The following is a 14997-nucleotide window of genomic DNA, read 5'->3' on the forward strand; positions in this document are numbered from 1 at the left end:
ATCGCCAGTACCGCCGATCAGCCCGGAGCCGGTGACGGCGGACGGATTGGCATTGGTGATCGAGGCGGATGCGGCAACGGTAGTCAATCCATTGCCGACATTGATGATTTTACCGTTGGTGTTGTCGACCGTACTGCCGGATACCTGCAGTTGACCGTTGTTGCCCAAGGCTTCGATCTTGCCGCCGACGTTGGTCAATGCGCCCTGCGCTATCGTAGCGACATTGCCCATCGCTTCCATGGCGCCATTGGTGTTGTCGAGTGTGCTGGCGGAAGACACCGTGAGATCGCCGAGCGCGCCAATAGCACCACCGATATTGCCGATGCTGCCGGCCGCTGCCGTCACATTGCCTTTACCGCTGATGCTGCCCGCCGCATTATTCAATGCCTGCGCGACATTCACGGCAACAGCGCCGGTACCCAGATTCTGGATTTTACCGGCAGCGTTATTGACCGACTGTGCGTTGACGGTGGCGCCAGCCGTCGCCCCTTCGATGGTGCCGCCCTGGTTATTGACTTGACCGGCAACTGCATCGACGGTCACTGCTGCACCGCCGATGTAGCCGCCCTGGCTGTTGTCGATAGCGGACGTGCTGGTGACCGATTCATTACCCACGGCGGTCAGCTTGCCGCCCTGGTTCGCGATGGAACCGGCCGTGATCGTCCCCGCGCCATTGGTGCCCAGCACGCCGCCGTTATTCGACAAGGCGCCGGTGTTCACCGTCAACGCGCCAGTGCCCATATGGGCGATAGAACCGCTGTCGTTGGTCAGTACCGCCGGCGCGAGGGTCAGATTGCGGGCCAGCACACCGATCATGCCGTGACTGTTGTCGAGCAACTGCGAGACGTTCATCGTGGCTGTGCCGTTGGTATCGTTCTGGATGATCTGGCCGGCGGCATTCTTGAGCGTGCCGGCCTCCAGGTCAATCGTGCCGGCGCCCAAGGTGCCGCCGCTGTTGTCGAGTGTGGCCGCCGTGATGGTGGCGCTGGCTGGACTTGTCGTGGAACCTGCCTGGATCGTGCCGCCGCTGTTGGTCAGTTGAGATCCGGCATTGACCGTCATGGCCCCGTTCGAGCCGAGAGTGCCGCTATTATTGTTGAGCGAACTGGCCGTCAGATTCAGTGTCTGTTGCGCGCTGATGCTGCCGCTATTGATCGTCGCACCAGCAGTGATGCCGGCCGCGCCATTGGTCGCTATCGCACCGTGCTGATTCGACAGCGTGCCGGTGGCGATGTGCAGCGTGCCGGCTGCGGCCTGGGAGATGGCGCCGCTGTCGTTGGTCAGGCTACCTGTCGCGAGCGTCAGATCGGTGGCGTTGCTCTGCAATGTACCGTGCGAATTGTCGAACGCGCCTGCGGCTTGCACCGTCATCGCCGCCGCCCCGCTTTGCGAGATCAGCCCGGATTGATTCGCAATATCGTGCGCGTGAAGAGCGACCTGGGTCGCGGCAATGGTGCCCGCGTTATTGGTCAGCGCCGTTCCGGCAGAAGCATCCAGGACAGCGCCGGCAGCTAAGCTGCCGGAGGAATTGTCCAGCGCCTGCGTGGTCGCAACCGTCAGATTCTGCGCGGCGGAAATCGTGCTGCTATTGACGAGCGATCCAGCCGACACAGCGACGTTGCCATTGCCGCCGATGACACCTGCCGCCGCATTGGTGAGCTGGCCGCTGGCTGTGAGCGTCAGGCCATCGGTATTGAGAGATTTGATATTGCCGGCGGTATTGTCGATATTGCCGCCGGTGACTGTCAGCGCCGCACCGGATTGCAACGTCCCCTGGTTATTCGACACAGCTCCGGCAACATTGATCTTCTCGATCCCTGCTGCGATGATCTGGCCGCCCTGGTTGTTCAGGCTGGCGGCTGTCATCGTGACTTGGCCGTTGCTGGCAATACCGCCTTGTGCGTTCGTGACGGCGCCGCTTTGTATGGAGGTCGTACCGGATCCGGCATGACTGATGCGGCCGGCGGTGTTGTCCAGGTTGCCGGACGTGATCGTCAAGTCCTGGGCATTGGTCGTCAGCGTGCCGTGGGTATTGTCCAAGGCGCCTGCGGTCTGCACCGTCATCGCGGCTGTGCCGCTTTGCGAGATGAGGCCGGATCGATTGGCGATGTCGTGCGCGTGCAGATTGACCTGGGAGCCGGCAATGGTGCCGGCATTGTTGGTCAGCGTCGATCCGGCTGAACTGTTGACGGCACCGCCGGCAGCCAGCGTGCCGGAGGAATTGTCCAATGTCTGCGCAGCAGCAACGGTCAGATTTTGGGCAGCGGTGATGCTACTGCTGTTGACGACCGATCCTGCGGACACCGCGACGTTGCCGTTGCCGCCGATGACGCCAGCCGCCGCATTGGTGAGCTGACCGTTGGCCTGCAAGGTAAGACCATCGGCATTCAACGATTTGATGCTGCCGGCCGTATTGTCGACATTGTTGGCAGTCAGAGCCAATGCTGCGCTGGACTGGATGACGCCGTGTCCATTGGCGACATCGCCGTTCACGGACACGGTGGTTTGCTGCACCGAGGTCAATGACCCGCTTTGGTTGTTCAGGCTGGCGGCATGCAGATTGATTTGCCCGTTGCTGGCAATCGATCCTTGCGCGTTCGTCACAGCGCCGCTCTGGATGGCGGCGGCGCCGGAACCCGCGTGGTTGATTTGACCGCTCGTATTGTCCAAGCTGCCCGACGTCATCGTCAGATTCTGGGCGTTGGTGGTGATGGTTCCCGCGTTGTTATTGATCAAACCTGTCGTCGTGATACTGGTGTCGCCGGTGCCTGACTGGGCGAGAGTGCCGCCGACATTCGACAAACTGGCGGAAGCGGTCGTCAGTTGCGCCGCATTGGCGTTGCCTTGATCATTGATGATGGCGCCAACAGCATTCATGCCGGCCACGCCTGCTGCTTGCAGCGTACCGCCGGTCAGATCGATGTCGCCGGCACGGGCCGCCAAACCGATATGGCCGCCAGCGCTGGTTTGCGCATGGGCCAGGGTTACGCTCGCGCCATTGACGTCGATATTATTGGTCGCCGTATTCTGGCCGGTGGCGCTGATCGCGCCGGCGGCCGTCATGCTGATGCTGCCCGGCTGCGTAGCGTGGCTGTTGGCATCGATACCGGCGCCGAGAACGCCGGTCGAATTGATCGAACCGCTAAACAACGTCAGGTCACTTTGCGCTGCGACCGTGCCGCTGTTGGCGATCTGGCCGGCGCTGTACAGTTGCACCGCCTGCTGGCCATAGAGCGCGCCAGAATTTGTGATACCGTCGTTGCCGACAATCCGCACCGAACCGCTGGCATTGGTCTTGCCGTTCAGCGTGACCTTGCCTTGGTTGTCGATATTTAAATCCCCGGCTTGCGCAGCGATGTTACCGAGGCTCACCACACCGACGCCGGCTTCGCTGCCGATCAGACGAATTTTATTCGCATACATGCCGCCCAGTTGGGCCACATCGATACTGACCGTTGGCTTGTTGTTGTCCCCCGAGATGAGCTGCACACCCAAATCGCTATAATTGACCTGGTTAGTGCCAGTGATGACGTTGAGTTGATTGGCCCACAACTGGCCGTTCACAGCAACGCTTCTTGAAATTAAATCTAACTGATCGGTATTGGCGGCATTAAGTCCGCCGCTGCCGATCTGGATATCGCCACCTGTTACGCGAAATCCACTCAAGCTGCCGTCGCCGCCGAAGACTGGCGTACCGGTCGTCAAGACCCCACGCGAGGTGTTGATAAATCCGCCTCCTGAAACGGAAATCCCGTTCGGATTAGCGACGATGACCTCAGCACGTTGGCCCGCCACTTCGATATAACCATTCAATTGGGAGCGGCTCGTGCCCGTCACTTCGTTCAAGATAATCCGCGCCGCGTTGCCTGGCGTGAGATTGGGATTTCCAGAAACATACCCCGCTTGTTGGGTGGTGACTATAGTGGGTGAATTGTTGAGGATGGCGCCCGCGCTGCCGACCGAGAGCTGGTTGTACAGATTGTGTGATACACCTGCGTTGCTCGGCGCGACGATATTCACTAAAGGAATACCGCTGGCGGTTTGCGTGACTGTCGGCCGGTGGCTGCCGGCATTGGGATCGGCCACGATCTGGGCCTGCACGAACGTCACGCCGCCAAACAGTGCCGCAATGGCCACCCCCAAATGCACCAGGCGCATCAATGGCGAACTAGCTGCCCCGGTGCTAGTGACCTGACTACCACTCCCCTTAGTTTGATTGGAAACGTTCTCTGCCACAACCACCAAGGCATTACGTTGCTTGCTAAAAATGACGCGGTAAGCTTGCGAGTTCATCGTTCTTCCGATCCGGGGAAATAGTATTTATATGGCGATTAATATTGATAGGCGAGACTGAAACCAACTGCCGGCGTCGCGGTCTTGAAACCTTGTGGCTTGACCAGTGACCAACTGGAAAATACGTCGTAACTCAGACCGAACAAACCACCTCGCACACCGACCGTGGCCCCCGCCAGCTTGTTGCCGAGCAGGTTGGCAACGCTGGGGCCGTACACCTGGCCATAATCCAGGCCGACATAAGCCGACTGCCCGCTGCTGGCAAGCGGCAGGTTCAGTTCATTGCGCAGATAAAAGCCGCGCTCGGCGGCCAGGGTCAGTTCACCGTCAAAGCCGCGCACGGTGTAGCGATTGCCAAAGCTGAATTGGTCCGCCAGATACAGCCGCGAACGGGTGGTCTGCCCACGGAAGGTGCCGATATAGGTCAACGGTTGACTAGCGATATGGAACGGCAGGCTTAGTGTGGCATCCACCGTCTGCAAGCTGTAGTGCAAATTGTTGGTGCTCGGATCTTCCTGACCCAGCACATTCTTGGCATAGGTTTGCCCATTGAACCAGTTGACACCCCATTTATTGGCCACCGTCAGATCAAGTTGGGCGCTACCGATGTACTGGGTGTGCACCCAGGCCAGTTCGGCGAAGGTGGTGTCACGCTCCTGCACCGCGATTTCGGTATCCGCGATGTAGGCATGGTTCCAGCGCTTGCCAACTCTGAATTGCCAGCTATTCTTTTGCGCCTGATCGCGCTGGAATAATTGCGCAATTTTGAGTTCCAAGTTGCGCGACTTGCCGCTGGAAACAAAGGTCTCGTTGGCTCCCGCAATTTTGTGGTGGTAGTCATAGCTGCTTGCCGAGATCGCAAAATTCCAGTAGCCGGCAGGGACGGCGTAATAGACATTGTTGCCGCTGGTGCCGCGCTGACCCGCTTTGCGATCCGCATCGGTGCTCACGCCAATGTTGAACAGATCATTCAAACCGAGCGGATTATCCACGGCCAGATTGAGTCCGGCCTGCAGCTTGCCGGTGCCTTTCGCGCCGCTGTCGTCCAGGGTGCCGGTCAGCTTCCACGGTTTGCCGCGCTTGACCGTAATGACCACGTCGCTCTCGCCGGGCATTTCGCCGGGGACGACTTCCATGTTGACATCCTGGCTGGGGATACGCTTCATCTGCTCTAACCCCTGTTCCAGATCGCGCAGGTTGAGCAAGTTGCCGGGGCCGGTGGGGAAAGCATTGCGCCAGGTGCCGTAGAGGGTCGGATCGGCAAAGCGAATCGCGCGAATCACACCCGGCACCAGCACCAGTTTCAGCACACCGCTGGAGAGATCCTGCTCGGGAATGCCAAGCCGCGTGGTGCTATAGCCGCGCTTCAACATCAGATTGGTCAGACGCTTGACGATCAAGTCCAGGCCGGCCTTGCCGATACAGGCGCCGTTGTACTGCCGCAGGTAATCCTGGGCAAAGCGGAAATGATCAAACGGCAAATCGCTCGCACCGGCAGCGCGGATCGCCGGCGGCAATTGCGACGGGACATCGAGGACGAACTGGCGGATCGGAAAGCATGGCGATTCGCTGGGCAGGCTCAGGCCGTCGAGCGCCTCTGCGACTGCCTTGTCTTCCAGACTGACGTTCGGCGCTTGCAACTGCCGCTGGCGTTCCTGCAAATCGGCCTGATTACGACGCCGCTGCTCTTCGCTCGACGGCGTTTGCACACTGGGGTCACGACGACGCAGTTCTTCAAGGTCAGGCGGCTGGATCGTTTGCGCCAAGCCGTCGTACATGACTGTTGCCAATAACAGACTGACACCCGCTCCCCTTGCTAAAGTCGATAAACTCCCACCACCTTGGTTGGATAAGGTGTACTTCCCCATGTGTTGCCTTCTTTATTATTTCCCCGAGGCGCGATTTTACAAAGTGCCATCATGTTTTCCTACGGGAATTCCCAGAAACATGGACTACTTTGCAATCTTTGACACATTTGTGGCTAATTGGCATCAAAAAGGCAAGGTAACGGCTACGCTTGGCGGGGTTTATTAATCGATTGACAATAACTTTGATTATTGCCGCAAAAATGTGCAATTGACAATAAGTTAAGACTTAAAAGCGCCGGACCATGTCCGGTAAAAGCCCCCTTATCCTGTATCGAAAGCTCGGCATCCTGCTTCGGGGGGCTCGATGTTCTGCTTCGGAAGTCCAACAAGCACGTCATCCTGGCCCTAAGCCCGCCCACCTGTTAGACTTCCCTCCCCCTTTAAGCTGGCGACAACCTCATCGTGAAAACTTCCTCATTCTCCACCCTCCCGCTGGCGCCGGCGTTACTCAGCAACCTGGACAGTCTCGGCTATCACGAAATGACCGTGATCCAGGCGCACAGTCTGCCGGTAATCCTGGAGCGGCGCGATCTGATCGCCCAGGCCAAGACCGGCAGCGGCAAGACGGCCGCCTTCGGCATCGGCATCCTGCACAAACTCAATCCCAGCTATTTTGCGATCCAGGCGCTGGTGCTGTGCCCTACGCGTGAACTGGCGGACCAGGTCGCCAAGGAGCTGCGGCGACTGGCGCGGTTTGCCGACAACGTCAAGATCCTGACCTTGTGCGGCGGTACGCCGATGGGGCCGCAGATCGGTTCGCTGGAGCATGGCGCGCATATCATCGTCGGCACGCCGGGGCGTATCCGCGATCACATCGGCCGTGGCAGCATCAACCTGAACACGGTGCAAACGCTGGTGCTGGATGAAGCCGACCGCATGGTCGACATGGGTTTTTACGAAGAAATCTCGGGCATCGTCAGCGCTTGCCCGGCACGCCGCCAGACCTTGCTGTTTTCCGCGACCTATCCGGACAACATCCGCAAAGCCAGCGCCGAATTCCTGCGTGATGCGGTCGAAGTCAAGGTTGAAGCGCAGCATGATACCGGCCGCATCGAGCAGCGCTTTTACGAAGTCTCCTACGAAGGCCGCAACGCGGCGGTGGCGCAGTTGCTGAATCACTATAAGCCAGTCTCGACCATCGCCTTTTGCAACACCAAGATCCATTGCCGCGAACTGGCCGATGAATTGCGTGCCCAGGGTTTCAGTGCGCTGGCGCTGTACGGCGAACTGGAACAACGCGAACGCGACGAGATTCTGGTGCGCTTCGCCAACCAAAGCTGCTCGGTGCTGGTCGCCACCGACGTTGCCGCCCGCGGGCTGGATATCCAGACCCTGGGCGCGGTCATCAATGTCGATGTTTCCAAGGATACCGAAGTCCACATCCACCGCGTCGGCCGCACCGGCCGTGGCCTGGAGCGCGGATTGGCGCTGAGCTTGTGCGCACCGAATGAAAAGAAATGGGTCAAGCTGATCGAGGACTACCAGCAAGGACCGGTCAGCTGGTTCGACCTGGCGGCGCTGGAGCCGGCCGACGGCGAGCCTTTGACCGCCCCCATGCTGACGCTATGCATCATGGGCGGCAAGAAAGACAAGCTGCGGCCGGGCGATTTATTAGGCGCACTGACCGGTGACGTCGGCTTGAGCAAGGAACAGGTCGGCAAGATCAGCGTATTTGAATTCGTCACCTATGTGGCGCTGGATAAGCGAATTGCCAAGCAGGCGTTCAGCCGCTTAAGCAACGGCAGTATCAAGGGCAAGAACTTTAAGATGCGGTTTATTTAAATCCAGACGCCGACGGCTAGCATCACATATGTGAGCATATCAATAATCGTTTTTGTATGTTAACTCGATGCGCGCAGCGGCGAAAGTGTGTTAAATTTCTTAATGGAAACCTTTTTGCGTGTGCGGAGACCCGGGGTCCCGCGCTGCAACTGAAGACAAAAAAGGCATACACCTTGCGATTCCAAATGCTAGCTGATGTGATGTTGCAACACCGTTTGTCAGTTCATCAGTCAGTTCACCATAAACGAAGGAACCATCCTTCCTTGATGGTCATCTGACACCGGTTTTGCGGCATAAGAAAAGAATTTCCTTCCATGAAAAACACACATTTTTTACGGGAGTGCAGGTATGTTTAACTGGCAAGAGCAACAAATGCAATCCATGCTGAGCGCGAAATCCGCGCCAGTTTTTTTTGACGCCTTGTCCGGAGTCGCCAAACAACTGGGCTTCGACTACTGCGCTTACGATATGCGCTTGCCATGGCCGGTGGCCGAGCCCAAAGTGGTCAGCTTGAATAATTACTCCTCAAGCTGGCAGCAACGCTACCAGCAAGAACGCTATCAGAAAGTCGATCCCACCGTGGCGCATGGCAGGCAATCGAACCTGCCCATGGTCTGGTCCGACAAGCATGTCGCCAGCAACCGCCCATTCTGGGAAGACGCCCGCGCGCACGGCTTGCACGCGGGCTGGGCGCAATCCTGCTATGACGCAAAAGGCATCTCCGGCTTGCTCAACCTGTCGCGTTCGAATGACAGCGTATCGCACAAGGAGTTGCGTGAAATCTCTCTCAAACTGGCATGGCTGGTAGGGGTTGCGCATGAGGGCTTGTCGCAGCTGTTGATCGAGAAACACATGCCGGAAGCCGCCACCCAGTTAACCGAGCGGGAAATCGAAGTGCTGCGCTGGACTGCCGACGGCAAGACTTCGGGCGAAGTCAGCGAGATCATGAACATTTCCGATCGTACGGTGAATTTCCACATCTCTAACACCTTGAAAAAACTCAATGCAACCAATAAGACCGCAGCGGCAATCAAAGCAGTGAGGCTCGGCATCTTATAACTGCAGCCGGCGCTTGTTCAAGCGCCGCCCCAATCCGCCATACATCCAATCAATCCGGCCTTGCCGGATTTTTTTTATCCTCAGCGCCATCCCATCCGCCGCCGCAGGGCTACCTGTAAACCTTGACAGTTACGTCAAGCGCCCCATGCATTTGAGAATTAATTCACTAACACTGATTAAGAAGGACACTATTGATGAACGTCATTTCCGGGGCCGCGGCCGATCTGTCAAGCGAATTGTTTGCGAAAATCTCCAGTTATCGCCACAAGGTTTTCGTCGAAACCTTGCAATGGAAACTGGAAACCAAAGATGGCGCAGAACTGGACCAGTTCGATCACGCCGACACGATTTACGTTGTGGCGCAAGATAAGCATGGCGAAATAAACGGTTGCGCCCGCTTGCTGCCAACCAGCCAGCCGTATCTGCTGAGCGAGGTATTTCCGCAATTGCTCAAAGGCGCGGCGCCGCCCTGCACCAGCGAAGTGTGGGAGCTGTCGCGCTTTGCGGCGGTGGATTTCAGCAAGAAAAACGACTCGCCGCTGGGGCAGGTATCTGCATCGAATGGCTACCAGCTGTTGCAAGCCTCGATAGACTGTGCCGCAAGACGCGGCGCCAAACATCTGATCACCGTCTCGCCGATTGGGATTGAACGCTGGTTGCAGCGAGGAGGTTTCAAAGCGCATCGCTCAGGGCCGCCCATGCTGATCGACGGCCATCGCATTTTTGCCTGCCTGATCGACGTATGAACAACGCCCAATAACAACGCCCGTCTTTGGCTTTACGGCAGCCAGGCGATTGCCGGTCCGCTGCACAATCAATCATCCTCAAGACCCGCGCCGGCCCCGCCGCCGGCGATTGACACGCAACAGAAACCTCCTTTATCGTGAACGGCAACGTCCATGCACGATAAGGGAAAACAAGAATGAGCATCTGGGGCAAAGCCAATCTACTGCGCGCACGCGACGGCCACGAAGCCAAGGTGCTGTCGGTCGAACTGTTTTTTGACCTGGTGTATGTTTTTGCGGTTACCCAGCTGTCGCATCATTTGCTGGAAAACCTCACGGCTCTGGGGGCTTTCCAAACCCTGGTCCTGTGGTTTGCGGTCTGGCTGGTGTGGCAATACACCTGCTGGGTAACCAACTGGTTTGACCCGGACACCATGCCGATCAGGTTGCTGCTGTTCGCCATCATGCTGGTCAGCCTGGTGATGTCGGCGGTATTGCCGGATGCGTTTGGCGAACGCGGCCTGATTTTTGCGGCGTGCTACGCCAGCATGCAGATCGGCCGCACCCTGTTTGTGGTATTCCATCTGGGACGCCGCCATGCCTTGAGCAAAAACTTCCAGCGCATGCTCGGCTGGCTGTGCATCTCGGGCGCATTCTGGATTGCCGGCGGCCTGTCGGCGGGCAATTACCGGCTCTGCTTCTGGATGCTGGCGGTGGCCTGCGAATACCTGTCGCCGATGATCGGCCTGTGGCTGCCCGGCATGGGCCGCTCCCGGACACAGGAATGGACCATAGAGGGCGGCCATATGGCCGAACGCTGCCAGTTGTTCGTGATCGTGGCGCTGGGCGAATCGATCCTGGTAACCGGCGCCACCATCAGCCATATGGCGCACTGGGAGGCGCCGACCCTGATCGCCTTCCTGGTGGCCTTCCTCGGCAGCCTGGCGATGTGGTGGATTTATTTCGACACCAGCAGCCAGGCCGGCACCGAAGCCATCGTGCGTTCGAAAGATCCGGGACGCATAGGCGCTTATTTCCACTACACCCACGTCATCATCGTTGCCGGCGTGATTATCAGCGCGGTAGGCAACGAGCTGGCGATCGCCCATCCGGCCGGACATATCGCTACAAAATCGCTGGCGGTGCTGATCGGCGGGCCGATGGTTTATCTGTTCGGCAACGGCCTATACAAGACCGTGGTCTACCGCCTGTTTCCGTTTTCTCATGTGCTCGGGCTGACGGCGCTGGCGATATTGATCCCGTTCGCCTATTACACCGACCAGCTGATGATTGCCGGCCTGACCACCGCGATACTGATCGTCGCGGCGACCCAGGAAAGCGTTTCACGGCGCCGCATGCTGCGTGCTGAATAAACCGGGCTCAGGCCAGATTGCCGACGGCGGCGCCGGTCGCACGTAAGCGCGCAACATCGCGCGCCGGCGGCGAGCCAAACATGCGGTTGTACTCGCGGCTGAATTGCGAGGGGCTTTCATAGCCGACCAGATGCCCCGCCGTGGCGGCGTCGCCGACCTGGGTAAACAACAGGCGGCGCGCCTCTTGCAGCCTGAGTTGCTTCTGATATTGCAAAGGCGTCATCGCCGTCACCGCCTTGAAATGATGATGCAGCGAGGATGAACTCATATTCGCTTCGCGCGCCAGGTTTTCTATCCGCAACGGCAGCCGGTAGTCGCGCTTGATCAATTCGATCGCCTTGACCACGTGTTGCGCCTGGCTGTCGGACATGGCGATCTGCTGCAACATGCCGCCCTGCTCGTCCTGCAACAGCCGGTACAGGATTTCCCGTATCGCCAGCGGCGCCAGCACTGCGATGTCCCGCGGCGTCGCCAGCAATTGCATCAGGCGCAGCACCGCATCCAGCAGATTGGAATTAGCCTTGCTGACAGACATGCCGCGCGCCGGCAGATCAGATTTTTTTGCGTGCCCCTCACCCGCCATGATCAGATCGCCTATCTCCTTCGGATCAAGATCCAGCCGCAGGCTCAGATAAGGCTGCTCCGGCGTGGCTTGCGTCACATGCCCCGTCACCGGCAAGTCAACCGAGACCACCAGATATTGGGCGGGATTATAAATATAGACTTCGTCGGCCAGCATCGCTTGCTTCTGCCCCTGGGCGATGATGCACAAGGCCGGCTTATGCAAGGCATGGGTAGGCGCCGAGGGTTGCGACAGCCGCGCCAGGTAGAGTGGCGCGATCGCCGTCTGGTGTATGCCGTCGGTAGCGGCGTATTGCGCAATCAGGCGCGCCAGCTCGATCTGCTGCAGCGATACCGCATGGTCGCCGCCGTTCCCCTGGATTGATCCTGAATCTGTCATTTCCGGCCTCGTTTTCCGCGTATTGCAAGTTTGATCGAGTCTACTATTTTTCGATCAGATGCGGCGCCGCCGGGCCATACATTTGGAGGATTGTGCAAGAAATCGGGACTAAGCGGCTATGCCCGGCCTTCCCACGGCACGTATTTGCGTTGCAGCCAACGCAACCCATATTCAAACCCCGAAGCAATCAAGGCAATCACCAGAATCCCCATGATCACGACATCGGTTACCAGGAACTGCGCCGCCGACTGGATCATGAAACCCAGGCCGCGCGTAGCCGCGATCAGCTCCGCCGCGACCAAGGTCGACCAGCCGACGCCGAGGCCGATCCGGATTCCGGTCAGTATGTCGGGCACGGCCGACGGCAGGATCACGAAACGGATCAGTTGCCAACCCGAAGCGCCCAGCGTCTGCGCCGCCCGCAAGCGGTTTTGATCGACGCGGCGCACGCCGTGCAGGGTGGCAATCGCCAGCGGTGCGAAAATCGCCAGGTAGATCAGCAGCACCTTGGACAGTTCGCCGATGCCAAACCAGATCACGATCAACGGCAGATAAGCCAGGGGCGGGATCGGCCGGTAAAACTCGATCAAGGGATCGAATACCGCACGCGCGCGGCGGCTCAAGCCGATCAGGACGCCGACCGGAATAGCGCTGACGAGCGCCAGCAGCAATGCCGCAAATACCCGGGCGACGCTGGTGACGGCGTGTTGCCACAATGTGGCGTCGACAAAACCGTCGAGCGCCACCGCCTTGAATTTTTGCAATACCGCCAGCGGCGACGGCAGGAACAGCGGCGGCAGCAGCGCCAGAGCGCTGACCAGCCACCACAAACCCAGCAAAGCCGCCACCGTCAGCAGGGTGATGCCGCGCTCGGAAATGGCGTATCCGGCCTTGGCTTTCGGCACTCTCCGCCGCTGCCGGGCGGCAGCTGCCGCTGGCTCTGACAACAATGGCGACGCCGCGTTTTGGGTAAGTTCCTGCGGCAACGAATCCTGCGAAAGGTCATATTCAAGCGGCGAAAACGTGACGGATAACTCGCTCATGCCAGCGCCTCTTCCAATCCAGAATCGTGCTGTGCTTGCGGATGCAGCAGTTGCGCCAGGATTTCCTCGCGCAGGCTGACGAAACGCGGATCGGATTTGATGCTGCGCGCCGATTCGCCGGCGGCAAAACGCGCCCCGAATGCAAGCTGACGCACACTTTCGACCCGCCCCGGCCGCGCCCGCAGCAACACCAGATCGGTCGCCAGGAACAAGGCTTCTTCAACGCTATGGGTGATCATGAAAATGCCTTTTCCAGAGGCTTTCCAGACCTGCAGCAGATGCTCCTGCATTTGTTCGCGCGTCAGGGCGTCCAGCGCGCCCAACGGCTCATCCAGCAACAGGAAGCGCGGATCCACCGCCAGTGCGCGCGCCAGGCTAACGCGCTGGCGCATGCCGCCGGACAGTTCCCAGATGGCGGCATTGGCGTAATCCTGGAGCCCGGTCAGCGCCAGGTATTCACGCGCTTTGGCATGCCGCTGTTGCGCCGGCTGTCCGGCCAGGCGCAGCCCGAACGCGACATTCTCTTGCACCGTTTGCCAGGGCAGCAAGGTATCGCTCTGGAACACGACGCCGCGTTCGGCGCCCGGCCCGGTAATCGGCACATTGTCGATACTGGCGAACCCCGAGCTGGGCTCTAAAAAACCGGCAATCAGATTCAGCAAGGTGGTCTTGCCGCAACCCGATGCACCGATCACCACCGTCAACCGGCCATCGTGCAAATCCAGCGACAGATCGCGCAAGACTTCGAGCGGCCGGTCTCGGTCTGTGCTCGGATACACCACACTTACCGCATGTAAACGGATCATCCGGCACCCTTACTGAAGCGCGGCTTGCTTGGCAAACGCCGGATTGACATAGGGTTGATAGTCCGGCAATACGCGTTCCACTTTCTTTTGCTCTAGCAGGAAGCCGGAAGTCGCCGCCAGCGCCTTGACTGTGGACCGGCTCAACAACTGCTCCTGCTCGCTCAACGTAGGAAAACCGCTGCCGGCCAGCAGCTCGGCAATATCGGTCTGCTTGGCGGCCGTCAGGCGTGCAATTTTTTCGAATTGCGGCGAACCGGCTTTCCAGTCTGCGCCATGGCTGCGGTAATCGGCATAGGCTTTACCGGTGACTTTGACGAAAGCCGTCACGAAATCGGGATGCTTTTGCGCAAAATCCTTGCGCACGATCCAGGCGTCGAAAGTCGGCGCGCCCCACTTGGCTACCTCGGCCGAGTTGGTCAGCACCTTGCCGGATTCCTTGACCTTGCCCAGCGCCGGATCCCAGACATAGGCCGCATCGATATCGCCGCGCTGCCATGCGGCGGTAATTTCCTGCGGCCGCAGATTCAGGATCTGCACCTTGGCTGGCGGAATGCCCCAGTGCTTGAGCGCTGCCAGCAGGCTATAGTGGGTAGTCGAAACGAAAGGCACGGCAATCTTTTTGCCGATCAGGTCTTGCGCCGTCTTGATGCTGCTGCCATTGCGCACCACCAGCGCTTCAGCCTGGCCGATCTGCGCCGCGATCAAGATGGTTTCTATCGGCAGCTCGCGGGTCGCGGCGGCGGCCAAGGGGCTGCTGCCGACATAACCGACCTGGACGTCGCCGGACGCTACCGCAGTAATCACGTCAGCGCCGCTATCGAATTTTTTCCAGTTGATTTTCCAGCCGCTGGCCTTTTCATAGGCACCATCGGCCTGAGCCACTTTGGCCGGCTCGACCACCGTCTGGTAGGCAATATTGACTTCCTGTTCGGCTGACCATGCTTGATTGGCCAGCACGCTGATGATCGAAGCTGCCGCCAGGATTGGCAAACGTTTGAAAATATTGGCAATCATGCAAACCCTCGTGGTGATTGAATTGAATTAAATAAATGACGTTAAGGCTTTCTTTAACGCCAAGTTAATCGAT

The 14997-nt window shown here is 58.9% G+C and carries 10 protein-coding genes; 4 read left to right on the forward strand and 6 right to left on the reverse strand.

The features are described from left to right. Window positions 1–4293 (reverse strand): beta strand repeat-containing protein (locus KHU33_RS17920; RefSeq protein ID WP_211465388.1); only part of this gene is annotated, 4293 nt, incomplete at its 3' end. 38 nt (window positions 4294–4331) lie between these two features. Next, on the reverse strand, window positions 4332–6071 hold the full coding sequence (locus KHU33_RS17925; protein ID WP_230414365.1) for a ShlB/FhaC/HecB family hemolysin secretion/activation protein: 1740 nt from the start codon (window positions 6069–6071) through the stop codon (window positions 4332–4334). Between the two features lie 492 nt (window positions 6072–6563). Here KHU33_RS17925 and dbpA point away from each other — a divergent pair, with 492 nt between their 5' ends. The 4 genes from dbpA (at window position 6564) to KHU33_RS17945 (ending at window position 11100) form a co-directional block, all read left to right on the forward strand. Next, window positions 6564–7943 carry an ATP-dependent RNA helicase DbpA gene (gene dbpA, locus KHU33_RS17930; RefSeq protein ID WP_211465391.1) on the forward strand — a complete coding sequence of 460 codons (1380 nt, stop codon included), beginning with the start codon at window positions 6564–6566 and terminating at the stop codon, window positions 7941–7943. Window positions 7944–8291: 348 nt separating this feature from the next. Further along, window positions 8292–9002 (forward strand): autoinducer binding domain-containing protein, encoded by a 711-nt coding sequence (locus KHU33_RS17935; RefSeq protein WP_211465393.1) that lies wholly within the window; start codon window positions 8292–8294, stop codon window positions 9000–9002. A gap of 194 nt (window positions 9003–9196) precedes the next feature. Continuing rightward, window positions 9197–9748 carry an acyl-homoserine-lactone synthase gene (locus KHU33_RS17940; protein ID WP_211465395.1) on the forward strand — a complete coding sequence of 184 codons (552 nt, stop codon included), beginning with the start codon at window positions 9197–9199 and terminating at the stop codon, window positions 9746–9748. A gap of 176 nt (window positions 9749–9924) precedes the next feature. Next, window positions 9925–11100 carry a low temperature requirement protein A gene (locus tag KHU33_RS17945; RefSeq protein ID WP_211465397.1) on the forward strand — a complete coding sequence of 392 codons (1176 nt, stop codon included), beginning with the start codon at window positions 9925–9927 and terminating at the stop codon, window positions 11098–11100. A gap of 7 nt (window positions 11101–11107) precedes the next feature. On the opposite strand, the gene KHU33_RS17950 is transcribed toward KHU33_RS17945, so the two are convergent. From KHU33_RS17950 to tauA, 4 genes are all read right to left on the reverse strand, one after another. Further along, window positions 11108–12061, reverse strand: a complete 954-nt coding sequence (locus tag KHU33_RS17950; protein WP_211465399.1) for an AraC family transcriptional regulator — start codon at window positions 12059–12061, stop codon at window positions 11108–11110. Window positions 12062–12177: 116 nt separating this feature from the next. Then, entirely contained in the window at window positions 12178–13104 is a 927-nt protein-coding gene (tauC, locus tag KHU33_RS17955) for a taurine ABC transporter permease TauC (protein ID WP_230414366.1), read from the reverse strand. Next, the gene (locus tag KHU33_RS17960) at window positions 13101–13910 is read right to left on the reverse strand and encodes a taurine ABC transporter ATP-binding protein (RefSeq protein WP_211465401.1); all 810 of its coding nucleotides are present in this window, start codon (window positions 13908–13910) and stop codon (window positions 13101–13103) included. The genes tauC and KHU33_RS17960 overlap by 4 nt, the downstream gene beginning before the upstream one ends. 9 nt (window positions 13911–13919) lie before the next feature. Further along, window positions 13920–14924 (reverse strand): taurine ABC transporter substrate-binding protein, encoded by a 1005-nt coding sequence (gene tauA / locus KHU33_RS17965; RefSeq protein WP_211465403.1) that lies wholly within the window; start codon window positions 14922–14924, stop codon window positions 13920–13922. Window positions 14925–14997 lie beyond the last annotated feature (73 nt).

This window comes from Collimonas silvisoli, assembly GCF_018305005.1.
GTDB lineage: Bacteria > Pseudomonadota > Gammaproteobacteria > Burkholderiales > Burkholderiaceae_D > Collimonas > Collimonas silvisoli.

Coding starts and splice junctions, on each gene's coding strand:
- KHU33_RS17925 (WP_230414365.1), bottom strand. CDS start 6,071: ATGTACGACGGCTTGGCGCAAACGATCCAGCCGCCTGACCTTGAAGAA.
- KHU33_RS17935 (WP_211465393.1), top strand. CDS start 8,292: ATGTTTAACTGGCAAGAGCAACAAATGCAATCCATGCTGAGCGCGAAA.
- KHU33_RS17940 (WP_211465395.1), top strand. CDS start 9,197: ATGAACGTCATTTCCGGGGCCGCGGCCGATCTGTCAAGCGAATTGTTT.
- KHU33_RS17945 (WP_211465397.1), top strand. CDS start 9,925: ATGAGCATCTGGGGCAAAGCCAATCTACTGCGCGCACGCGACGGCCAC.
- KHU33_RS17950 (WP_211465399.1), bottom strand. CDS start 12,061: ATGACAGATTCAGGATCAATCCAGGGGAACGGCGGCGACCATGCGGTA.
- tauC (WP_230414366.1), bottom strand. CDS start 13,104: ATGAGCGAGTTATCCGTCACGTTTTCGCCGCTTGAATATGACCTTTCG.
- KHU33_RS17960 (WP_211465401.1), bottom strand. CDS start 13,910: ATGATCCGTTTACATGCGGTAAGTGTGGTGTATCCGAGCACAGACCGA.
- tauA (WP_211465403.1), bottom strand. CDS start 14,924: ATGATTGCCAATATTTTCAAACGTTTGCCAATCCTGGCGGCAGCTTCG.